At 39.0% G+C, this 24,553-nt stretch carries 19 protein-coding genes; 18 read left to right on the top strand and 1 reads right to left on the bottom strand.

What is annotated here, in order from left to right:
* Positions 1-121 precede the first annotated feature (121 nt).
* Together F4V51_RS29490 and galU are read left to right on the top strand one after the other, a co-directional pair.
* On the top strand, positions 122-3,403 hold the full coding sequence (locus tag F4V51_RS29490; protein WP_416226546.1) for a DEAD/DEAH box helicase: 3,282 nt from the start codon (positions 122-124) through the stop codon (positions 3,401-3,403).
* A gap of 78 nt (positions 3,404-3,481) precedes the next feature.
* The gene (galU, locus tag F4V51_RS25925) at positions 3,482-4,360 is read left to right on the top strand and encodes a UTP--glucose-1-phosphate uridylyltransferase GalU (RefSeq protein WP_153980098.1); all 879 of its coding nucleotides are present in this window, start codon (positions 3,482-3,484) and stop codon (positions 4,358-4,360) included.
* 102 nt (positions 4,361-4,462) lie between these two features.
* Here galU and F4V51_RS25920 read toward each other — a convergent pair whose 3' ends face one another.
* The gene (locus F4V51_RS25920) at positions 4,463-6,928 is read right to left on the bottom strand and encodes an O-antigen ligase family protein (protein ID WP_153980097.1); all 2,466 of its coding nucleotides are present in this window, start codon (positions 6,926-6,928) and stop codon (positions 4,463-4,465) included.
* Between the two features lie 121 nt (positions 6,929-7,049).
* Here F4V51_RS25920 and rfbA point away from each other — a divergent pair, with 121 nt between their 5' ends.
* From rfbA to F4V51_RS25840, 16 genes are all read left to right on the top strand, one after another.
* Positions 7,050-7,919, top strand: a complete 870-nt coding sequence (rfbA, locus tag F4V51_RS25915; protein ID WP_153980096.1) for a glucose-1-phosphate thymidylyltransferase RfbA — start codon at positions 7,050-7,052, stop codon at positions 7,917-7,919.
* 16 nt (positions 7,920-7,935) lie between these two features.
* Positions 7,936-8,475 (top strand): dTDP-4-dehydrorhamnose 3,5-epimerase, encoded by a 540-nt coding sequence (gene rfbC / locus F4V51_RS25910; protein WP_153980095.1) that lies wholly within the window; start codon positions 7,936-7,938, stop codon positions 8,473-8,475.
* A gap of 30 nt (positions 8,476-8,505) precedes the next feature.
* Positions 8,506-9,336, top strand: coding sequence for a dTDP-4-dehydrorhamnose reductase (gene rfbD / locus F4V51_RS25905; protein ID WP_268893557.1), 831 nt, complete (start codon positions 8,506-8,508; stop codon positions 9,334-9,336).
* Positions 9,337-9,358: 22 nt separating this feature from the next.
* Complete coding sequence (locus F4V51_RS25900) at positions 9,359-10,489, top strand: DegT/DnrJ/EryC1/StrS family aminotransferase (protein WP_153980093.1); 1,131 nt, start codon at positions 9,359-9,361, stop codon at positions 10,487-10,489.
* A 13-nt stretch (positions 10,490-10,502) separates the two neighbouring features.
* Entirely contained in the window at positions 10,503-11,024 is a 522-nt protein-coding gene (locus tag F4V51_RS25895; RefSeq protein ID WP_153980092.1) for a GNAT family N-acetyltransferase, read from the top strand.
* A complete protein-coding gene (locus F4V51_RS25890) occupies positions 11,025-12,203 on the top strand; it encodes a glycosyltransferase (protein WP_153980091.1) in 1,179 nt (392 codons plus the stop codon).
* A 37-nt stretch (positions 12,204-12,240) separates the two neighbouring features.
* A complete protein-coding gene (locus F4V51_RS25885) occupies positions 12,241-13,020 on the top strand; it encodes an ABC transporter permease (RefSeq protein WP_162009993.1) in 780 nt (259 codons plus the stop codon).
* Positions 13,021-13,033: 13 nt separating this feature from the next.
* Positions 13,034-13,798: an ABC transporter ATP-binding protein gene (locus F4V51_RS25880; protein ID WP_153980089.1), complete on the top strand. Its 765-nt coding sequence runs from the start codon at positions 13,034-13,036 to the stop codon at positions 13,796-13,798.
* Positions 13,799-14,018: 220 nt separating this feature from the next.
* Entirely contained in the window at positions 14,019-14,957 is a 939-nt protein-coding gene (locus F4V51_RS25875; RefSeq protein WP_153980088.1) for an NAD-dependent epimerase/dehydratase family protein, read from the top strand.
* Positions 14,935-18,015 carry a glycosyltransferase gene (locus F4V51_RS25870; protein WP_162009992.1) on the top strand — a complete coding sequence of 1,027 codons (3,081 nt, stop codon included), beginning with the start codon at positions 14,935-14,937 and terminating at the stop codon, positions 18,013-18,015. The genes F4V51_RS25875 and F4V51_RS25870 overlap by 23 nt, the downstream gene beginning before the upstream one ends.
* 26 nt (positions 18,016-18,041) lie before the next feature.
* Complete coding sequence (locus tag F4V51_RS25865; RefSeq protein WP_162009991.1) at positions 18,042-19,502, top strand: methyltransferase domain-containing protein; 1,461 nt, start codon at positions 18,042-18,044, stop codon at positions 19,500-19,502.
* A gap of 98 nt (positions 19,503-19,600) precedes the next feature.
* Complete coding sequence (locus F4V51_RS25860) at positions 19,601-20,185, top strand: hypothetical protein (RefSeq protein WP_153980085.1); 585 nt, start codon at positions 19,601-19,603, stop codon at positions 20,183-20,185.
* Positions 20,186-20,193: 8 nt separating this feature from the next.
* A complete protein-coding gene (rfbB, locus tag F4V51_RS25855) occupies positions 20,194-21,177 on the top strand; it encodes a dTDP-glucose 4,6-dehydratase (RefSeq protein ID WP_153980084.1) in 984 nt (327 codons plus the stop codon).
* 453 nt (positions 21,178-21,630) lie between these two features.
* A complete protein-coding gene (gene rfbB / locus F4V51_RS25850) occupies positions 21,631-22,656 on the top strand; it encodes a dTDP-glucose 4,6-dehydratase (RefSeq protein WP_153980083.1) in 1,026 nt (341 codons plus the stop codon).
* On the top strand, positions 22,653-23,516 hold the full coding sequence (rfbD, locus tag F4V51_RS25845) for a dTDP-4-dehydrorhamnose reductase (RefSeq protein WP_153980082.1): 864 nt from the start codon (positions 22,653-22,655) through the stop codon (positions 23,514-23,516). The genes rfbB (F4V51_RS25850) and rfbD (F4V51_RS25845) overlap by 4 nt, the downstream gene beginning before the upstream one ends.
* A 93-nt stretch (positions 23,517-23,609) precedes the next feature.
* The gene (locus F4V51_RS25840; RefSeq protein WP_236146646.1) at positions 23,610-24,545 is read left to right on the top strand and encodes a glycosyltransferase family 2 protein; all 936 of its coding nucleotides are present in this window, start codon (positions 23,610-23,612) and stop codon (positions 24,543-24,545) included.
* Positions 24,546-24,553 lie beyond the last annotated feature (8 nt).

The following is a 24,553-nucleotide window of genomic DNA, read 5'->3' as shown; positions in this document are numbered from 1 at the left end:
TTCCAGGGTAGGCACGCTGGTAGAAGAGAAGGAGTGGGAGCGTCCCAACTCTTCTTCAACCTTAGACTCAGCTAGGAACGACAATCCGGAACGACACGAAGGTTCAGCTTCAAAACGGTATATGGACTCCAGTACGAATACAACATCGCATTCTTTTGCACAAAAGAATGGATCCTCGGCTTCAGGGTTTAACCCCGCTGCTGATGCGGATCATCGACCAGTTGCTCATTTTGCCCAGGCAGGTCGCCCAAGTTCAGCCCCTGGCTGGGGACGTTCAGCAGACAAGCCTTCGTACCGCACAGCTGACCAGATTCTGTCCATGTTTGCCAAGGAACGCAGTCCCTTACATGCCGGTGAACGTAAATATACAGCACCTGTCACCCGCTCATCGCTGCGGGAAGAGCTTCAGGTTCAGTTTATATGCAAGCTCGTTCAGGTTCACAAGGGGGGAGCCAAGCTCACTCTGGAGCTTAAGGTCGGAAGTAAGCGGTTATACGTCGTGCAAAAGGTGAAGCAATTCCTGAGCTGCGTTGAGAAGGGCGAGCCGATGTCGTTTACCAAACTGTTTTTCTATGATCCTTCCATGCATTATTTCAGCCCTCAGGATCAGGAGATTCTATTCATGCTGATTCGTATGAGGCAGAGCGAGGAAGCGTATCGTGAATCCATCTCCGGTTATTTGGGAGCTTCGGATGGACGGGATATATTGATTGCGCCGCTGGTGTGGAAACCTCTCCTGGAATTGCTGCTTCAGGCCGACAGCCGGATGGAAGGTACGGGTCTTGCGAACGGGCCGCTCACATTGGGTGAAGGGGCACTGCCTTTGTTTTACCGGATTGCCCAGGGGGACAATGAGGGGTACCAGCTCGAGATCTCGGGTTTGCGCGAGTTGATTCTGCTTCCAGCTTATGATGCTGCTGTGGTCGAAGGACAGCTTCACATGCTGGAGCCGATGCAGATGCGCAGTCTGGAAGACTTGAGCAGGGCACTCACTTCGTATGGCATTAAGGAAAGCATCGATATTTCATCTCAGCAAGTCGATGAGTTTGTACAGCATGTGGTGCCGGAACTGCGTACGCTTGGACATCTGTCGATCGACTCTCAGGTGCGTGAACGAATTGCTGAGCCGGAGCTTGCGCCGAAGCTGTATATTGATTTTTACCGGGAGCGGATCACTGCGCGTCTGGAGTTTGATTATGGTGTAATGGTGATTAACCCGCTGGCTGAGTATCTGATCGATGAAGAAGAGAAAAAGGTTATCCTAGTGCGTGATCGTCATGCCGAGCGGAATCTGATTGAGCGACTGGATCGTTCCTTCCTGGAACGGGAAGGCAGTGTGTGGGCAAGTGAACGGGAAGATGCCATCTATGATGTGATGTATCATTTGGTGCCTGAATTGGAGAAACAGGTGGACATCTATGTCCCGAATGCCGTAAAGGCCATGATGCAATCCTACCCAACCCCTCCCAAAGTTCGGGCAGATCTCGGGAAAGGTCTGGACTGGCTGGAGATTTCGTTTGAGATGGAAGGTGTGAACGAGCAGGAACTTCAGGAAATCATGCGCAGCATTGTGGAAAAGAAACCGTATTTCCGCTTGCGCAGTGGTGTCTTTCTATCGCTTGAAAATGAAGGAGCTGACAGCTTCGCCCACATGGCGGATTCGCTGGGACTTGGAGCGGGCGATATCAAAGGCAGCCACATTCGGCTGCCAGCAGTTCGAGCGTTACAGCTTCCGGGCCGGGATGAGGTTTCCGGTCATGTGAAGTGGGGAGGTTCCTTGAAGCGTTTCCTGGATGACCTTCGTGATCCTGAGCGGATGGATTTTGCAATGCCGAATGGACTCGCTCCCGTGCTGCGGGATTATCAGGCCAGTGGATATCAATGGCTGCGCACACTCGCCTTTTATCGCTTTGGCGGGATCCTGGCAGATGATATGGGACTTGGCAAAACGTTGCAAAGCATCGCCTATATCACGGCTGAACTAAGTGAGAATCCAATCTTAGATAGAGATGTTGGAAGATCAGAGCGTTACAGGAAAAATCTGCGAGAGGGTGCTTCAGAGGCAGCCTATTCAGGGATTGACCCTGCAACCGGATTGCCATGGGATGAAGCGTCTCTCGTAGGGCTAGGGGGGAATTCCCATGCGTCGGGAACATCGCAGGATGGCCTAACCATTCGAAGCCAAGCGACTCATCCCCCTGTGCTTGTCGTCGCACCTGCTTCATTGACCTACAACTGGGCGAATGAATTTGCGCGCTTTGCCCCGCATTTACGCGTCCTGATCGCTGCAGGACAAAAGGAAGAGCGCGCCAATATGCTGGCAGACATGAATCAGGCGGATGTGATCGTAACGTCGTATCCATTGCTGCGTCGAGATCTGGACATGTATTTGGGAAGAACATTCCATACGCTTATCCTGGACGAGGCTCAGGCAATCAAAAATTCTTCCTCTCAGACGGCTCAGGCCGTCAAGCAGATTCAGGCCCCACGGCGCTTTGCGCTTACAGGAACGCCTGTAGAGAACTCGCTGGATGAACTGTGGTCCATCTTCGAAGCCATATTCCCCGGTCTGTTTCCAAGCTATCGCAGATTCCGGGATCTGCCGCCTGAGCGCATTGCCCGGATGGTCCGTCCGTTCATTCTCCGCCGCCTGAAGAAGGACGTACTGGAGGAATTACCGGATCGTATTGAGACGGTACAGCGCTCTGAGCTAACAGTGGAGCAGAAGAAACTGTATGCCGCCTACCTCTCCCAGCTTCAGGATGAGACCTCCAAGGATATGGAAGAGAACGGTTTTCAGAAGAATCGGATCAAAATACTTGCAGGCATCACCCGTTTACGCCAGCTGTGCTGTCACCCAGCTCTGTTTGTAGAGGGCTATCAGGGAGACTCAGGGAAAATGGAGCAGCTGCTCGAAACGGTTCAGGATTGTCTGGCTGCAGGCAAACGAATTCTGATCTTCTCCCAGTTTGCAAGCATGCTGAACCTGATCAGGCAGACACTGGCTGCGCAGGGTAGGAATCTGTTTTATCTCGATGGCCAGACACCGTCTCAGAGCCGTGTCGACATGTGCCGCAGGTTCAACGAGGGGGAAGGCGAGCTATTCCTGATCTCAATGAAAGCTGGCGGTACTGGACTGAACTTAACGGGTGCTGACACTGTTATTCTATATGATCTGTGGTGGAACCCCGCAGTAGAAGAACAGGCCATTGGCCGCGCCCATCGGATGGGGCAGAAGCAAGTCGTTCAGGTTATCCGACTGATTACGGAGGGAACGATTGAAGAGAAGATTCTGGAATTGCAGCAACGGAAGAAGGATCTGATCGCGGAAGTGATTGAACCGGGAGATGGGGGATCAACAACCTTATCCGAGCAGGATATTCGGGAGCTGTTGATGGTATAATGAAGTCCAATCATATTGGAGTTTTCCATCATTAAATATATTAAAATATGACTCTATCTAGCAAAGGAGTGGGTTCTGCTGCGAATCCGCAAAGCCATTATTCCGGCTGCCGGGCTGGGTACCCGGTTTCTGCCTGCAACCAAGGCCATGCCGAAGGAAATGCTGCCCATCGTTGATAAGCCGACTATTCAGTACATTATCGAAGAAGCGGTAGCTTCAGGTATTGAAGATATCATTATCGTTACAGGTAAAGGGAAGCGGGCCATCGAGGATCACTTCGATTATTCGTTTGAACTGGAACAGAATCTGGCAGGCAAACAGAAGTGGGACTTGCTCAACGAAGTTCGCAAACCTTCTGATATGGCAGATATCCACTATATCCGGCAAAAAGAACCGAAGGGCCTCGGCCATGCCATCTGGTGCGCTCGCAAGTTTATCGGGAACGAACCGTTCGCTGTCCTTCTCGGGGATGACATCGTGGAATCCAAGCAACCTTGTTTGGGGCAGATGATGGAAGTCTATGACGAGCTGCAATCCCCGATTGTAGGGGTACAACCTGTGGACTGGAGCGAAGTTTCCCGTTACGGAATCGTAGACGGAGAGGTCGTTTCTCCAACTGATGATCGTGTATTCCGTGCACGTCGTTTAATTGAGAAACCGAAGACAGAAGACGCACCTTCGAACCTAGCCATCATGGGACGTTATATTCTTACGCCAGATATTTTCGATATTCTTGGTCAGCAATCTGCTGGTGTAGGCGGAGAAATCCAGTTAACGGATGCCTTATCCCGCTTGAACGATCAGCGACAGATACTTGCCTATCATTTTGATGGTCTGCGTCATGACGTTGGGGAGAAGCTGGGCTTTATTGAGACGACCATTCATTATGCGCTTCAGCGCCCGGATCTTAGGGATGATTTACTGAATTATTTGAGGAAGATCGTGTCATCGAATTAGCTTAACTTCTAAAGGATTAGAGAAAAAAAAGGTTTGCCCATCTGGGCAAACCTTTTTTAGTGTGAAATATTATTTAATAGAATCATAAGGAACACTTTTTTGTTAGAAGTTCAGTTCAGCAATTTGTTTAATTTCGTTCGCTTCATTAGGTGCAACAGCAATCAACTTATCATACACCGCTTGATCTTGTTGTCCGTCTTTCGTCAGAGCCGCAAGATACCAACGAGCAATTTCACGGTTGGTCGCATCGGACAGATCCTCTGCAATTCCACCTTTTAGAATCGTTACAGCTCCGGCAGAATCGTTTGACATGTATTTCATTTTTCCTGCATTCAGAATCATTGTTGGGGTAAGCTCGAATGGCTGTCCTTGAAGCTGCCCTTCAGGGAGAGTCTTGAGATGTTCTACGCCATCAACAACATGTTGGTAAGCATCCAGACCTGATGTGAAGTAAGATTCCTTCTTAGCTGTATCTCCTTGTCCAAGTGCTTGATACCCGAGATCGAACGAACGGCTAATTAGCGTCTCATACCAATCCATATCCCAGATATAGTTGGTAGCATACTCTTTTTGGAGAGTATAAGCTGAATCATATTCTGTTCTTAGATCATATAAACGAATCAGTTCCTTAACTATACTTTTATTATATGGTTCAGCTGCGATACCTTTTTGAAGTAAATCAAGAGAGTTGTTGTAAAATTGATCATCTTTTGTTTGTTCATAGCCCTGTTGATAAAGGGAAGAAAGCATCAGCAACGAATCTGTATGTGTGCTCCGGATAGACAGATCTTTATCGAGTGGAGCTTTGATCTCCTGGAAGTCCTGACTAACTTGAGCTACCTCTTTTGCTTCGAAAGCGTAATGGTTAGCTTGCAGGAAGCGAACAGATATAATGAGTAGGAGAATAACAGCCAATCCGGCAATCGCACTGTACATTCCACGTGCTGTGGAGTCACTAAGCTTTAATCGACGCAGCGGCTTAGGATCCATCGCAGCAGCCATTCCGCCGAGACCAAGGAAAACAAGAATTCCAATAAAGACATAACTCATATTGAAATCAAGGATACTCAGTACCAGAATGGACATGGACAGGATGAAGTACACAAAATGAGATTCGCGTTCTTCCTCACTCCTTTTGACATAGCTACGCACATATTGATAGAAAACAAAGAGTATAAATGCCATAAAAATAATAAAACCTACGATTCCAACCTCAACGAGGTACTGCATGAAGAAGTTGTGAGCTTGAGCGCTGACATAAGGATTGTTCTGATATTTTTCATACAAGGTGGTCCAAGCTCCACCCCCGGCACCTATGATTGGATAGTCCGCAAATAGTTTTGTGGCATCTTTATAAAACGTAATCCGTTCGAGCACACTGTGTTGTTGAAAATTGATGTTTTCAAGTCGTGTGCTAATGCTATCGGGCAAAATGTTCCGCACACTCGTGCCGAGCAGAAGCACAGCAACAATGACTGTCAAAATAACAGACCCTAGTGGGATCCATAGACTGGAGCCCTTTCGAGCTGACCAGGATTGAAGCCCGTTCTCCAGTCGCGGTGCGATCCAACGCTGGATAACCCAACATACAAGAGCCACGGTTATGGATGCAGCAATTAAATACATCCAACCTTTAGCTGCGAGAGAGTTGGAGAATTGTTGTTGCAATTCAAGTCCTGCTGTATTTATCGGATTTAACACTATCAGTGTACCAATTGCAGCTATCCCCAAATAGATAAACCACAGAATTTGCTTAGCAGGTTTCAACATCAATAGCAGAATAACAAATACAATTGGGAGCATAACAAGCCCGGTCCGAGAGAGTGTCAATAGTAGAGACAGAATGATCGGTACAAGCATGAATCCATGTAGTATTTGGGTGTATACTTTTTTTGCGCGAATCATACTAAAAACGGTAATAAACAAGAAAGCCATCAAGAAAGCGGCGTATGTATTAGGATACTGAAATACCGATGCAAGTCGAGGGCCGTTTGAGTCGTTCCAGATGGTTTGATTATAAACGCCATTCACCACGCCGGATGAGAACCACCCAACTAGCTTGCCCGTAAAACTAAAAGCACCAAACCAATTTAGCAATCCAAATCCGACAATTACATATGCAATTCCTATTAAGGAAGAATGTATGATATGATTGGTTTTGTTGTTTTTGAGCAGATACATAGTCATTACAAAGATCATGGCATAGATACATTGGATAAGAATCATGTTGACTGCCAAATATTTTGATGCTGCACTTACAAGTGACAAGACGTAGGTGAGTGGCAGTAATATCACCGCAATCTTAAGCCAATCTTGCTGTGTTTCTAGTTTCATGTGCTTGAAAGAGGCAGCTACCCAAATAACGAATAGGAGGGTTGAAAGTACAACTGCCCAATAAATGGGGCCCTCGTATTGGAGCAATTGCCCATTAAATAACGCAACTTGGAAAGAGGACCAGAGTAAAAATAAGATAAGTCCTATGGTCAATGTCCATAGTAGTGGCGTATTCGAGTTGCTATTTGCTTTTCTCGACGTCTTATTAGATTTCCCGTATACTGGATTCGACAAGGTATGATTCTCCTTTTCTTGTAGATACGACAATATTTTAGCATAACTGTACTACAAGAGCTATATGAGGGAATCTTCTGAACATAATAATTGAAAACTATAGTATTAAAGGGTGTGTAAAATGAAAGGTATTATTTTAGCGGGTGGTTCTGGCACAAGACTTTATCCACTAACTAGAGCTGTTTCAAAACAGATGCTTCCTATTTATGATAAGCCTATGATTTATTATCCATTATCCGTCCTAATGTTGGCAGGAATAAGAGAAGTTCTAATCATATCAACACCTAGAGATCTTCCTTTCTTTACTCAATTACTTGGGGATGGTAGCCAACTTGGGATGGACTTTAAATATCAAATTCAAAATGAACCTAGAGGTTTAGCTGAGGCTTTTATTATTGGTGAGAGTTTTATTAATAATGAACCCGTAGCGATGGTACTTGGTGATAACATTTTTTACGGTCAAAGGTTTAGTCAAACCCTACATAGAGCTGCTGAATTAAAAGAAGGAGCACTGATTTTCGGCTGTAATGTAAAAGACCCAACTGCATATGGGGTTGTAGAGTTTGATGAGAACAATAATGTGCTTTCCATAGAAGAGAAACCAGTTGTTCCAAAATCAAATTATGCAGTGCCGGGTTTATATTTCTTTGATGGAGATGTTGCGAACATAGCCTCCAAAGTAATTCCTTCAGCGAGGGGGGAATTAGAGATAACTTCCGTAATAGAAGAATATAAATACAGGGAACAACTTAAAGTTGAGCTGATGGGCAGGGGAATGGCTTGGCTTGATACTGGAACACATGAATCATTGCTTGAAGCAAGTAACTTTGTGGAAGCAATCCAAAAAAGGCAAGGCCTATACATTTCATGTATTGAGGAGATTGCTTTTCGAATGGGTTATATCTCCAAGAATGATCTCGTCCAACTTGCTCAACCTTTGTTAAAGACTCAATATGGCCAGTATTTAATGGATATTTATAATCTTAGCTAATTTGAGGAGGTAGAAAATGGGGAACTTTATATTTACTCAAACCGATATTGAGGGCTTAGTTATAGTTGAACCTAAGTTGTTTGGTGATGAACGAGGTTATTTTATGGAAACATATCATGAAGAGGAGTTTAAGAAAAACGGGATCAGCACATCCTTTGTTCAAGACAACCAGTCTATGTCTAAAAAAGGTGTCTTGAGGGGAATGCACTACCAGACCAGAAATCCACAAGGGAAACTGGTTCGAGTTCTTGAAGGAGAAGTATATGATGTAGCAGTTGATCTTCGAAAGGGCTCCCCAACATTTCTAAAATGGCACGGTATCCACCTTTCGGGCACCAATCGTAAACAGTTTTTTATTCCTGAAGGTTTTGCACACGGCTTTCTTGTGCTTTCTGATGTTGCTGTGTTTTCATACAAATGCACACACTTTTACGATCCAGGGCATGAGTCAGGGCTTCTCTGGAATGACCCAAAATTAGGAATTCAATGGCCTTTAGACGGATTAGTTCAACCTTCTCTTTCGGACAAAGATGCGAATTGGAAACCTTTGAGTTAGAAAGTTTTGAAAGGGAGTGAGAACTTGAGAGTGTTAATACTAGGTGGATTCGGATTGCTGGGACAAGAAATTTACCGTCAATTTAAATTAGAGGGACACCAAGTAGTAAGAACACCAAAACAAGATTGTGATATAACTGATCTTAGTTCCCTTAAGGCAGCTATAGAAAAATATAAACCGGAAGTAGTCATTCATTCAGCTGGAATTACAAATGTTGATCAGGTCGAAGACGATCCTTTACAAGCCTATAATGTAAATAGTCTCAGTATGTATAATCTTATAGAGAGCGTAAGAGAACTACAACCAATCATTGTCTTTATAAGTACAGACTATGTTTTCGATGGCCATAGTAACATCCCGTATAGAGAAAATGATGATCGTAAACCAATTAATGTATATGGTAGATCTAAAATGCTAGCTGAAGATATTCTCAAGTCTAATTATGAAAATTATTATATTGTTAGAACTTCTTGGTTGTTTGGAAAGGGAGGAAAATGTTTCCCTGATACAATCGTAAAGAATATTTCAGGGGACGCAAAAATCTTGAATGTAGTAGATGATCAATGGGGCTCGCCAACTTATACGGTAGATTTATCGGAGTCACTACTTGAGCTTATTGGATATCCATATGGAACGTATCATATTACTAATACGGGAATTACCTCATGGTACGAATTTGCCAAGTTGATAGCTGAAGTTAAGCAGTTCAAGCACAGTGAAATATGTCCAGTGTCATCAGAGAAATACCCGACAAGAGCTAGGCGGCCAAAATATTCTGTCTTGGATAATTCAAATTTGATTCGCAATAAACGACAGTTGAGACACTTCAGTGAAGCGCTTCATAGCTTTTTTATCGAATAACAACAGGGAGAGATTATATATTATGTCTATTCAATTATTTATGCCTACATTTAGGGTTGAAGAATGTTTAGAGGAGATTCGTGAGTGTCTAGAAAAAGGTTGGACAGGTTTAGGTTTTAAAACCGTGCAACTCGAAGAAAAGTGGAAAGAGTACACTGGACTGGAGAATGCCCATTTTTTGAATTCTGCGACTGTAGGACTCGGTTTAGCATTTAAGATTCTGAAGATGCAGAAGGAATGGGGAGATGATGCTGAGGTTATCACAACACCACTAACTTTTGTATCCACTAACCATGCTATTTTGTATGAGGATTTAAAACCAGTATTTGCTGATGTAGATGAATTTATGTGTCTTGATCCTAAAGATGTGGAAGCTAAAATCACGGATAAGACTAAAGCGATATTATTTGTAGGTATTGGTGGAAATACCGGGAGATATCTTGAAATTGTTGAACTTTGTAAAAAATATGGTCTGGCACTTATTTTGGATGCGGCTCATATGGCAGGTACCAGACTAAATGGAAAGATCCCAGGTGGAGAAGCAGACGTAGTAGTGTATTCTTTCCAGGCTGTTAAAAATCTCCCTACAGCAGACTCTGGTATGATTTGTTTCAAGGATAAAGATAACGATGATTTATGTCGTAAATTGACTTGGCTGGGTATAAACAAAGATACTTATGCCAGATCTACGGATAAAGGGGCTTATAAATGGAAGTATGACGTTGAACATGTCGGTTACAAGTACCATGGAAATTCTATTATGGCCGGAATTGGTCTTGTGCAACTTAAGTATCTGGATCAAGATAATGCTTATCGTAAACAACTGGCTCTCTGGTATGATCAAGGGTTCGAAGGGCATGAAAATATTAGATCAGTTAAAGTAGCTCCAGGATGTGATTCCTCTCGACATCTTTATGTTATTGAAGTTGATAAAAGGGATGAACTCCTCCTTGCTTTAAATGAATCTGAAATTTATCCCGGAGTACATTACCGAGACAACACAGAATATAGAATGTACTCTCATGCTAAAGGAACTTGTCCAAATTCTCACTATATTAGTGAACGGATTTTGTCGTTACCAATGCATCTTAGAATGCAGAAGAGTGATGTAGACAAAGTAGTCGAACACGTAGTGAAGTTTACAAGTATGTGATGGGGGTCAAAAAGTGCACCACGACTATGTAATCAAAAGTAATAAGTTTATCTTAACACCAGTGACAGAAGCAGACATTGAGTTGATGAGGGGATGGAGAAACTCCCCTCTTAATCACTCCAGTTTTCTGACTAATAATTATATTGATATGGATCAGCAAAAGAGATGGTTTGAGAACTATTTACAGAAAACAAACGATATTATGTTTATAGTTAAAGATCTCGAAGACTCAGGTAAAAGAGTAGGGATGCTTGGCTTATATGATATTGATAATGACAAAAAAAGAGCCGAATTTGGTAGATTGTTGATAGGCGAACCCTCGACTCGTGGAAAAGGCTTAGGATTAGCTGTCACCCTTAACTTATGTAAATTCGGTTTTCAAATTTTAGAGCTAGATGAAATATATTTAGAGGTAATCACAGACAATGTAACAGCGCATAAAATTTATAAAAAGGCTGGTTTCCTGGAAACTGAAAGATACTTAATCAATGGTAGAGAAATTATTGAAATGTCCTTGTTTAAGGAGAACTTTTAAATGCGTTTAACAAAAGTTGTCGCATTCTGTCTAGGTGATATTCCATCTGCAAAGGTTGGAATAGTGGAAATTATGAATTATTTACAACATGAACAGTTTATTAACTTTCAATTTTATTTAACCGCTCAACTCACCAAGGAAATATTGGCGGAGGCTGATATCATAATTAGTATCCGTTCAGCAGATTCTTATGAACTTGATATTATCAAGGAATGCAAGAGATTGGGTAAATTAGTAATATATTATCTGGATGATGACTTATTGAATATTCCTCTAGATGCTACTAGTAAAGACTATTTTAATACTGAAATGGTCAGAAAAAATATAATTACAATTATAAACAATTCAGATTTCTTACTAACTAATAATATTCATATTAAAAGGAAATATGAACCATTTGTAATTAGAAGAGCAGTTATAATAGATGCTCCTGCCCTTTTGATTAAAGAAGTTGCAGTAGAGAAGCATTCAGAGAATGAGAGAAAGTGTATAAAAATAGGGTTCAGCGGTGGTATTGATCATAAGACTAATATCGAAAAGTTTCTGAAAAGACCACTTAATGATTTGAAAGCTAAATATAAAGATGGTATTTCTATTGAATTTATGGGAGCTGAGCCTGATTTAGGGGCATTAAACTATAAATTCATTCCTTATAAAACCGATTATGAGGAATATATACAAGAAATGAAAAGTCTACACTGGGATATCGGAATAGCTATTTTACCAGCTAGTGATTTTCATGCATCTAAATACTTTAACAAATATTTAGAATATGGGGCTATGGGAGCAGCAGGGATATATTCTGATGTTGAACCATATCGTTTTGTTGTGAAAAATGGAAAAAATGGGTTACTTGTAGAGAATACAGAGGATGGATGGTTTCATGGATTATCATATCTTATTGATAATACGGGATTAAGGAGAACAATTGCAATTAATTCAAGATTACATCTTGAGGAAAAATTTTCAGTCTCTAAAATTGCTAGTGACTGTATTGGTGAGTTAAATGATCTTGTTACATTCCGATCTCAGCATTGTAACCCTAACCAAATCAAACTTAATCTAGGATCAAAAAAACTTTTATTCAGTAAGGTTTTTAATATTTTTAAATCAATGGGATACAAGGCACCAGCTTATATAATCAAAAAAATTATAGGTAAAATATGGAGAAAAAAATAAATAATTCATTTATAAGGTCAGTGAGGTTAGAGATAGGGTGAAATATTTTAAAAATTTATATGAGGCCCGCTATATATTGTTGAGTTTGACGCGACAAGATCTAAAAAATAAATACAGGAATTCTTTACTCGGAGTAGCTTGGAATTTCTTCTCTCCTCTTGGTATCGTTCTTATTATTGGCTTGGTATATTCAGTAGTTTTTAATACCCCACTTAAAGAGTTGGTTCCTTACTTATTTTCCGGCTTATTACCTTGGATTTTCTTCACAAGTAGTGCTGAAGGTGGTGCGCTTTCCTTTTTAAGTTCTCAGGGATACATTAAGCAAACGCAAGTACCTATAGAAATTTTCCCTTTAAGAGCTAGTATTGTCAACTTTGTGAATTTACTTATTTCATTAGCGGCATTCTTTTTATTGTATATTTTTATAGATCCAGGAAGTTTTGGGTTCAATATGTTGTATATTTTTCCGGCACTAATAATTTGGCTGTTATTTTGTTCGGCTTGGGCTACGATCTCATCAATAGTGAACTTGTATATAAGGGATTTCCAGCCGTTACAATCACTGGTGCTTCAAGGATTTTTTTACTTGAGCCCAATTATTTATAAACCTGAAATGATGGATTCAAGAAACTTCCAATGGGTTTATCTTCTCAATCCATTTTATTACTTTTTGGAAATTATAAGAGGGCCACTATTGGGTAAAAACATCCCCGGTTGGAGAACTTGGATGATTTGCATAATAATTACGTTATTATTAATTCAAATATCTATAATACTCATTAATAAAATAGGCAGAAAAATCACTTTTAGATTGTGAAAGGTGAAACACTATGAGCTTAATTGAAATGAATAATGTTAATTTGCAGTACCAGATCATGCAGGAAAGCAGTTTGAAAGATATATTAACTCCAAAAAAATATAAAAATAAGTTGTTAGAGAAAAAAAAGACAATTCATGCTTTAAAAAATATTAATTTATCTTTGTCAGATGGTGACCGTCTAGGGATAATTGGCCACAATGGAGCGGGGAAAAGTTCGTTCTTAAAAGTTATAGCCGGCATATTTCCTCCCAAGAGTGGTGAAATGAGAATTGAAGGGAAAGTGGCTAGTTTATTCGAATTATCCACAGGATTCGAGATGGAAGCAACCGGCTGGGAGAATATTAAACTTCGAGGATTAATGCTTGGTCAATCACCGAAAGAGCTTTCAATGAAGATGCAAGAAATTGCTGATTTTAGCGAATTAGGTGAACATTTGAATTTACCGGTCAAATATTATTCCTCTGGTATGTTCATTCGACTGGCATTTTCAGTTTCGACATCAGTTGAACCAGATATTTTACTTCTGGATGAAGTTATAGCTGCAGGTGATGCTAAATTTTTGAAAAAGGCGCAATCTAGATTAAATGAACTTGTAGATCGTGTCAAAATTCTCGTTTATGTCACGCATAGTATGTCCTCTGCCTTAGAGTTTTGTAATAAGTGTATTTGGCTGGAATATGGAGAAATTAAAATGATTGGTACTCCAGAGGAAGTTACGACAGCTTATATAAATTACACAACTGGTTTGGCAGTTGATAAAGAAGGTACGATATGATTTAAAAGAAAAGAATATAGAAGTCTGTAAACCGGAGAAAAGTCGATGGATTATTAAAACAAGGGCATAAGTGTTACTGTACCCTTTTGACAAACCAGGTCAGTTTTACAAAAAAACGTATACTGAGGATCGCTAAAAGGGAAATTTATATCTTAAATTAACATTCTCCTTTCAAGAAATGGTTTAGATTTTGTTTAAAAAAGGGAAATGGAGGAGAAGAATGGGAAAAAGTGCTCTAGTGATTGGTGGACAAGGTTTTATAGGCTTTAGCGTAGCGATGACATTATATAACAATGGTTGGAATGTAAGAATTCTAGACAGAAATATCAATAATAGATTTAATGGATTAAATATAGAGACCATGGTAGGGAATGTATTTGATGAAAATTTAATTAATTTGGCAATGGAAAATATAGATGTTGTATTTTATTTTATTTCACATTCGTTACCAAGTTCTAGTCAATATAATTTGAGATTTGAATTACAGAATACACTTTCAGCACTGGATAGTGTCTTAGATACAATGGTAAGATTAAATGTTAAAAAGATAGTGTTTCCTTCATCGGGGGGGACAATATATGGAAGTGTCGAAGAACAAATTTTGACTGAATCGACTGAACTGAACCCTCTATCATCTTATGGGCAAGGAAAATTATTAAGTGAGGAAATTATAAAATTTTATAATCGAGTTCATAATATCGATTATCTCATTCTTCGGATTTCAAATATTTATGGTTGTCACTTTTATAGAAAAGTTGAGCAAGGAGTTATAGATATTTTTATACAGAATATTCTTAATGGCAAGGATATTTCCATATGGAGTGGAGCAGAGAATTCTGTAAGGGACTACATTTTCATTGATGACTTTTGTGATGCACTTATTACACTGTTAAATCGAAGCAAAAACGGGATATACAATGTTGGAACTGGTGAAGGCAGAAAGTTGATGGATATCATACAAATAATTGAGAGGGTTCTGGAGAGAGAAGCAGTAATAGTTAGGAAAGATAATTATAGTGGAGTTACTAGAAATGTTTTAGATATATCAAAGATTAAAGAAGACTGTGAGTGGTCACCAAAATATAACCTTGAAGAAGGAATTAAAAAAACTATTAACAGAAAAAAGGAAAATGATAATGAAATTTCAAGAGTTCACTAAAGATCAGAATATCCTTGATAATGGTTACGAGAATAATAATCCCTTAGTTAGTATTGTTATGCCAACTTACTCTAGAATGGCAGAAGGCTTCCTCAAACGTTGTATAGAGTCGGTCCTGAGACAGACATATAAAAATTTTGAATTTATCATTATTGATGATGGTTCTAGTGACGGATCACAAGATCTTATAACTCAATTTGCTTCAAAAGATAATAGAATAGTTTATATACGTCATGATATTAATTGCGGTTTACCAGCTGTTAGAACAAATGAAGGCATATTGAAAGCTAGAGGGGATTATGTTGCCTTTATATTTGATGATAACATATGGGACCCTCTTTTTTTGGAAATTTTACTAGATGAAATGAATACAAAACCAGCTGATGTTCAATATTCTATTACAAATATGAAAGTTAACGACGAGCAATATTTTCTTCTTGGAGAATGGCCGTTAACATTTGAAATATTATATCATTTAAACACTATTCCAAATGGTTCAGTGCTCTGTAAAAGGTCCTTCTTCGAAAAATATGGACTTTATGATTCTCATATTGGAATGCGGCGTTTATGTGATTGGGATTTATGGTTTAGAGCTAAATCTTTAGGTGCTTCCTTTAATTTTGTGAATAAGATACTTAGTACTGAACTAGGTCCTTCCTCTCCAGTTTCGCTGGGGCTTTCGGTTAAAATGGATTACAAATTAACGTATGCGTATATGACTGATGAAAGACTTATTACTGAAAGAACTAATAAGTTACTTCCGAGTACAATTGATCAATTTGATGTATTTGACTTCAACGCTTTATTACCGTATTTAAAAAGTTATGATGAGTACTTGAATGTAGAGAACATCGTATATAAACCTTTTTTTGATGGTCATATCTATTATAGCAATGAAAACTCGTTTAATAACCAATTGTTTGGGAATAGTAATAACAAACTATCACCATTCAGAACTGAATTTGGTTTAAATCGAAAAATGCGGATTCTTTTAGTATGTAATGTATATAACGATAAGGTTTCCATGTATAAAAAACTCCTACAACAGCAGTACTCAGATTCAATTGTCATAACTTGTGGAGAATGGCAACTATCATCATATTCGCCATCAGATATTGATTTTCTTTTTTTGGTAGACTGCTCTGGCCCTTCTATTATCGATTGTATTCACCAATATAAAGAACTCAATATACCAGTTGTATACTTAATCTCGTATGGTCTTCAAACAAAAATTTCCCCGAATGTGCTTGATTACAATCAACTTGAATGTGTTCAAAATGTATTTAAAATGGATTTATACTTTCCTAAAGAAGGTCTTCCATGGGATGAAAAACAGAGTAGAGCTGCTGTTCAATTAATGGACTTATCGAACCTTGTAATTAATCTTACTAAAATTGATGATTCTATACTCAAAACTAATACCAGAAAAGTATCATTAGAAGAAGATGATTTTAGTAGCTACATTATAAGTACGGGCAAATTGTTAACAAACATTAATCATAATAAATGTTTTATATTCCTGAATTCTTCTATGGTTTCTGGCTCGGAAATTTATGGTGTACAAATTGGTAAAATGCTTCATAGTGCCGGTATTGATGTTCAGGTTTGTGTACCTGAAGAAAAAAGCTACGGGGATGATGAAAACGATGCTATTATAAATAAATATATTCAAGATTTAGGTCTAAAACCGGTTATTAAGGCTCCGTATAATTCAAACAATAAAGAAGAAAATTATATTGAAATTTTACTTAATTGGATATCTTCTCAAAATATTGGATTAATAATATCTAGTAGTTACATTCCAGACATTGTCTCAGTGGCCTCCATGTCAGATATTCATTCTGTGTTTGCCTTATTTCAGCCAACAGGATATTCCTACGAAGAAATATTGGAATTAAAACTTGCAGCAAGTGGAACAATTTCTGATTCGGAGTGGGCTGCTAAAATTTACAATCAAGCATTTGATTTAACGACAGTAAAAATACCTTCAATAGTCTTACGGGATTGTTTCTCTAAAGGGGATAATAATGGGGAAAAAATTTCAATAGCAATTGGCGGCACATTACAAAAAAGGAAGCGCCAGCTAGAGGCAGTTAAAGCATGTCATCTACTCCTTCAAGATGGATATAACATAGAGCTCAATATATACGGATATAAACTTCAAGTATTGTCGTCCTATGTGGAGGAGATACAAACTTATATTGAAAAAAATGGATTACAGGAACATATTAAGCTTCATGGGCTTGCACCTATGGAGGAGATAATCTCTAATAATGACATTATATTGTCAACTTCAGTTGACGAAAGCATTCCGCAGACCTTGTTAATTTGCTCAGCAGGTGGATTGATCTCAGTCGCCTGTCCTTGTGGGGGAATACCTGAATTGATAGTTGATGGTGTAACGGGATATTTATCAGAAAATTTCACAACCACAAGTATCCATCAAACTATTCAGAGAGCTATTGAAAATAAAGAAAACTGGAATGATATATCTAGAAACTTTAAGAGATTAATAAAAGATGAATACACCTTACAAACAGTAAGAAATGGACTGTTAGAATATCTTGTGTTAAAAACCAGTACGCCGAAACATAAGAGACACGTTTTATCTTTGAAACAAGAGGATAGTCCTGTCACTCCTAGAGTCATAGACACTAATGCCCTTAGCTTTTCGAGGCCTATTTCTAAATCAAAGAAGTATACTTTTAATTGTGACATAACTCAGTTAAGTGAAATAGGCGTGATTTTCGGTACTATGAATGAAAAACTTGATAGTGGAACGATCCATATGTCCTTATTTTTTAAAGGGAGGAAGATAAGAGAGTCACTAGTGGAGAACAATGATATTAAGTTTAATAACTGGACTTATTTTAAATTTGAACCAATTTTCAATTGTTCAGAAAAGATGTTTACAGTTCAATTCTCATTCAAAAACAACTTCAATGTTATTGGGACATTCGAGAACAGAGATAAAAGGAGTTACTTATACAAATTATTTAATCGATTAGAAATTCACCTTCCGATTGTTGATTTGCTTTATATTGACTTGAAGGAATGACTTGTTATACGCTGGAGGGCGAAATTATGGAAGATTTAGTAAAAGTCGATTTGGGTTGTGGACAACGAAAGTCCAGGGGGTACCTCGGACTTGATCGTTTCCAACTCCCTGGAGTTGACATCGTGGCAGACTTAAATAATGGAATTCCTCTCGAAGACAATTCGGTTGATATTATGTTATGTTCTCATTCGTTGGAACATTTTGATGATATTTACTTCATCATGGAGGAAATTTATCGTGTAAGTAAGCATAATTCTTTAATCTATGTCTTGGCTCCTTATCATATGGAGACTGTGAATTTTGCGAATTTTTATCATAAACAGGTGTTTAATGAATCGACTTTCCGTTTTTTTGCACCGCCTGACTCTACTACCTCTATCGAACTAAAGGATTATTATAATCCTCATGCTTTTATTTGGGGACTAGGTACAAGTGATAATAGCAAATTAGCTATAAATATACACACAGTTAGTGTGGAGTACTTTTATTTCCCTGAATATATAGATTTATCTGAGGATGAGAAGCGAAATGCCCGTAGGTCACTCCAAAATGTATGTGATCAAATATACTATGTTTTAGCAATAAATAAATCAGGTTCTCCTTACACTTCGAATGAATTAATAGAATTAAAAGAGTTGGCTAATGAAAATGAACCCGATATTATTCATGAAGTTCGTAACAGAGAAATAAACCGAGACATGGGAACATCAGTTTTATCAGATGTTAAAAAATGGGATGAAAAACTTGAAAAAAAAATAGACAGAGACATCAAAGAAGTTAGAAATAGACTTGAAGAAAAGATAGACAGGGACATCAAAGAAGTTAGAAATAGATTAGTTGAATTAGAAAAAAAGTCTCGTTTTTTAGAAAAAAAGACAAATCAAATGGACGAAGTTTTTATTTCAGACAGAATGGATAATATCCAAGAAATCGGGTCTATGAGAGCTATTCTTCATGAAACATTACTAAAAAATAATAGTATAGCCTCATCGGTACTTGAACTGACAAAGAATAAAGAAGCTACTGCGTCTAAACTTGGCAGCCAAAAACTGTTTAGAAAAGAGCATGACCTTTATGATGTACTAGTTAGTAATCATCTTAGATTTATAGATGGAATTACAGTCCAAAATAAATATTTTAAGAAGAACTCAATTTTGACGATATCTAATACTATCCCATATAGTGGATATGTTGAGTATTCTTTATCTGGAGTGGGTAATAAAATTAATTATTTTCTTTTTTCAAGTCTGGGTGCTAATTTATTTTTAGAACTTGTTCAGGACGGAAGAATAGTTCAGCAAATGAGTTTTTCTGTAGCAAATGAGGGTATGCATGCTTGGGTTTTGGAAAGAGAAATTAATGGTGAAGCAATACTTAGATTTCGAGTTCTTGATAACTATAGTATTGTAAGATTATTAGAGATTACTAATCGAAAGCTTGTGCTATTATCTAAAAAGAGTTTGGCCGCCTTTATTACTAGGATCTAGAAAAAGAGCTCACTCTTTTGATTCTATAGTGGTGGCTAGCGCCATCCCAGTGACGCTATTTTGCCAAAATCATTCATAATATCTCCAAAGAGGAAAAAATGAAAAAAATATTGCTAATTCTATTCAATCTATTGCTTGTTGTTCTGTTGATAGTGCTAGTTAAAGCTGAATTTAAGCATACTATAAAACCTGAATCTAAACCTATCATAGTGAATCAAAAAGAGGACACTGTAGATGTTATACAGTTGTTAAAAAACGAATTCCCTAATTTGTTTAGTAAAAGCTCCCTCGAAGAAGCTTATAAAGAGGGTCAATCTATCAATAAATCTCAGATAAAATCTATAGATAATCTATTAGGGAATTTTGATTCAGTAACTAAGGTGTCGAGTAATATGGGCATTGCTTCAGGATGGTTTTTTTCAGATAAAGATCAAGTGGATTTCATTTTATTTATTGATGATAAGAATCAGGTTCTAGGAGCTGGATTAGCTGGAATTGAACGCCCTGGATTATCTAAAGCGATAGGGAAAGAGAATGCCGATGATGCTGGATGGGTTGGTTATATCAATCTCAATGATAGTGTAAAGAAAATTCAAGTCATTTGTAATTTTAAAAACAAAGCAGGGTTTTACGCTATTACTAGCCAAGAAGAATGGGACATGGTTCAAAATAATGAAAAGTAGGTGCTGACTTGAGAATTTTAGTAACTGGTGGGGCAGGATTTATAGGAAGTAATTTTATTAACTATATGTTGCTACATTATCCGGATTACAATATTATAAATGTTGATTCTTTGACCTATGCAGGAAATCTAGAAAATCTGGTCAATGCTAAAGGATACTCAAACTATAAATTTGTCTGTGCTAGTATTCTTGACCAAGACTCAATTGAACCATTATTCCAAGAAGGAATAGATGTAATCGTAAATTTTGCAGCTGAGTCTCATGTGGACCGGAGCATAGTGGATCCGAATGTTTTTGTTATGACGAATATAGTTGGTACTCAAACATTGTTAGAATTATCGAGGAAATACAGTGTTTTGAAATATGTCCAAGTGTCTACAGACGAGGTGTACGGTTCTTTGGGAGAAACAGGGTTATTCAGTGAAACAACTCCCTTGGTTCCTAATAGTCCTTATTCCTCTAGTAAAGCAGGAGCTGACCTGCTTGTGAGAGCATATTATGAAACTTATGGGCTCCCTGTTAACATTACCAGATGTTCAAATAATTATGGGCCATATCAGTTTCCGGAGAAACTTATTCCATTGATGATTATCCGAGCCATGAACAACAAGTCTTTGCCAGTTTATGGAGACGGCCTTAACGTAAGAGATTGGCTCTACGTTGAGGATCATTGTAGCGCAATCGACCTCGTGATCCATAAAGGGATTATTGGTGAGATCTATAATATTGGTGGGAACAATGAGTATACGAATATTGATATTGTAACGCATATTTTGCAATTATTAGATAAGCCTGATTCTCTAATTAACTATGTTGAAGATCGGCTTGGACATGATAGACGTTATGCTATTGATGCAACTAAAATTAAAGACGAATTAGGTTGGGAACCTAAGCATAGATTTGAAACAGGGATAAAAGAAACGGTAAAATGGTATCAAGAAAATCCAAAATGGTGGAGAGCTATATTGGACGGTACCTATCAGCAAAGATGATAGGTACCGTTCAATATAGCCTTACGATTTACTTAGATTTTTGTTTTAAATTAATCTAATAGTATGGATAGCGTGAAATTTTAATTACCTTTCTGGTTTCTATAGAATAGATTTTTAGTAATCTTATTGAAGTGACTCATATAGGAAACTACTCTCATGTAGCACCCTCTTGGAACTTTTGAGGGTGTTTTTCTAATGCATATTAAAATATTCATGTACGTTAGTACAACTATTATCACAAAAAATTCCATCACATGGATTGGACTTTGGATAAAGATTATTTAGAGTTGTGAAAAACATCCAATTACATCTGTTTGATCGGTAAACGATGATAATCAATAAGGTGCTTAATTTCGTGAAGAATAGCACCAAATGCAGTTAAATTGAATAAGTAATAGGATGAACGACTTTATGAGATGTACGTTTATTTTTTATCTCTAAAGGAGGTATCCCATGAAACTGCTTGTTACCGGCGGAGCCGGATTTATTGGAAGTAACTTTGTCATATACATGCTAGAGCAGTACCCGGACTATGAAATCATCAATGTAGATGCTCTCACTTATGCTGGTAATCTGGAAAATTTAAAATCACTTGAAGGCAACAAGCAGCATACTTTCGTCAAAGCAGATATCACTGATGCTAAAAAAATGGACCACCTCATCGATCAGGGTGTGGATGTGGTGGTTAACTTTGCTGCGGAATCTCATGTGGATCGCAGTATCTTGAAACCTGATGTATTTGTGAAGACGAACGTCAATGGTACTCAGGTGTTACTGGATGCCGCCAAGAAACACAATATCACCAAGTTTGTCCAAGTTTCAACCGACGAGGTGTATGGTTCTCTCGGGCCTACAGGATTGTTTACAGAAGAGACTCCGCTTCAGCCCAATAGCCCTTACTCTGCCTCCAAGGCTGGAGGAGATTTATTGGTACGTGCTTACCACGAGACCTTTGATCTTCCTGTAAATATTACGCGTTGTTCCAACAATTACGGACCATTCCAGTTCCCAGAAAAACTCATTCCACTCATGGTCTCACGTGCCCTGAATGATGAAGCTCTACCTGTGTACGGAGACGGACTGAACATTCGAGATTGGCTGTACGTTGAGGATCATTGCAGTGCGATTGATCTTGTTATTCATCAAGGACGTAATGGTGAGGTATATAACATTGGTGGCAATAACGAGCGAACTAACGTGCACATCGTGAAAACCATTCTTGAGCAACTCGCCAAGCCGGATTCTTTGATTACTTATGTACAGGATCGCCCTGGACATGATCGCAGATACGGTATCGACCCAACCAAAACAATGACTGAACTCGGCTGGAAGCCTAAGCATAACTTTGAGACGGGAATTAAGGAAACGATTCAATGGTATCTCGATAATAAGGAATGGTGGACGCGTATTCAATCGGGGGTCTATCAAGAGTACTATGAGAAGCAATACGGTTCACGTTTGGGAGACGCCAAGGCATGAAAGTCCTTGTGACTGGAGCCAACGGACAGTTGGGACGTGATGTGACGCTGCTTTTGGAAAAAGAAGGACATTCGGTTCTAGCTTGTACTCGCGATCAATTAGAAATTACGAATCAGCATAATTGTAATAATGTTATATCGACATATCGACCTGAAATAGTCATCCATTGTGCAGCCTATACTGCTGTTGATGCTGCAGAGACGGATGTAGACGGAGCATATCAAGTCAATGCCATAGGGACCCGGAATATTGCGGTAGCTGCTGAGCAGATTGGAGCAAAGCTCATCTATATCAGTACGGATTATGTATTCGACGGTACCTCAGAAGTACCTTACCAGGAATATGACAATACCAATCCACAAAGTGTCTATGGCAAATCCAAGCGTGCAGGAGAGGTGCTGGTACAATCGTTATCTTCCCGATGGTTTATTGTTCGCACTTCGTGGGTGTATGGTGTTTACGGAAATAATTTTGTTAAAACCATGTTGAAACTGGGTCAGGAAAAACCAAAGCTTCAGGTAGTACATGACCAAAAAGGATCGCCCACGTATACCGCAGATTTGGCTGGTTTCCTGCTGAAGCTTATGCAGTCAGAAATGTATGGAATATACCATGCTTCCAATAGTGGTACTTGTACTTGGTATGAATTCGCGGAAGCGATCTTTGCGGAAGCTCGAAATGCTGGAGGGTTTACCATCCAAGCACAATTGGAGCCTTGTACGACAGACCAGTTCCCCAGACCAGCCCCTAGGCCGCGTAATTCAGTAATGGACCATCTATCCATTCGGACCAATGGTTTGGCGGATATCCGCCCATGGCGGGAGGGTCTGCGTGAATTTATTAGCTTAATGTCAAAATAGGAACGGCCACAGTAGCACTATGTAACTCTCGCTCTTACTGTTGAGCGGGAGTTTTCGTATATAATGAAAAAAAGTCAGAACATGAGGTGACACGTGAATAAGCCTAAAGTATGCATTATGGTTTCTACATATAACGGAGTAAAGTACATTGATGAGCAGATGGAAAGCCTTCTGGCACAACTTGAAGTTGACGTCCAGATTAATATCAGGGATGATGGCTCATCTGATGGAACTGTACAAAAATTAAACGAATATGCTAAGTCTCATCCGGACCAAATCCGAGTTATTAAAGGTGAAAATTTGGGTGTGGTCGGGAGTTTTTTTGAACTGATGCGCCAAACTGAGCCTGTGTATGATTATTACGCATTTTGTGATCAGGATGATGTGTGGAAGCCTGACAAATTTAGAAGAGCAGTAGCTAAACTACAATTAAGGCAAACGAACATACCACTTATGTATTGTTCTTCTACACAAATGGTAGATCAGGATCTGAACGACCTGAATGTGTGGCCGACGCTCCCGCCGAAGCCGTTAAGTATGTATAATGCCATGGTCGAAAACTGCTGTGTTGGCTGCACAATGGTCCTGAATCCAATCACGTTTGAGCTGGTTAGACGAAGTATTCCCATCGATTTGAAGCCCATTATTATGCATGATCGATGGATTTATCTGTATGTTAGTGCGTTTGGAGAAGTGATTTTTGATGAAGAGCCAATGATTTTGTACCGTCAACACCAGGGGAACGTTCTTGGTGGGAGTAGCGAAGATTGGCTCATGAAATGGAAAAGTAGATTAAAGCGTTTCCTCAGTGAAGGAAACTTTAGACTCAGTAGACAAGCATCTTTTTTTCTTGAAACCTATAGAGATCAATTATCTGCTCAGCAACAAAGGGATATACAGCATTTTTTAAACCAATTAGACAGCTCGTGGATAAAACGAATTAGATATGCTTCCAAAATGCCCTTTTACCGTCAAGCGTCTCTTGATAACCTTGTTCTTAAGCTCATATACTTTTTGAAGAAGGTATAACTTGTAGG

Origin of the sequence: Paenibacillus xylanilyticus, from assembly GCF_009664365.1 — a bacterium.
Taxonomy (GTDB): Bacteria; Bacillota; Bacilli; order Paenibacillales; family Paenibacillaceae; genus Paenibacillus; species Paenibacillus xylanilyticus_A.
Note: the sequence above shows the minus strand (reverse complement) of the source record. Positions and strands in the feature narration are given on the sequence as shown.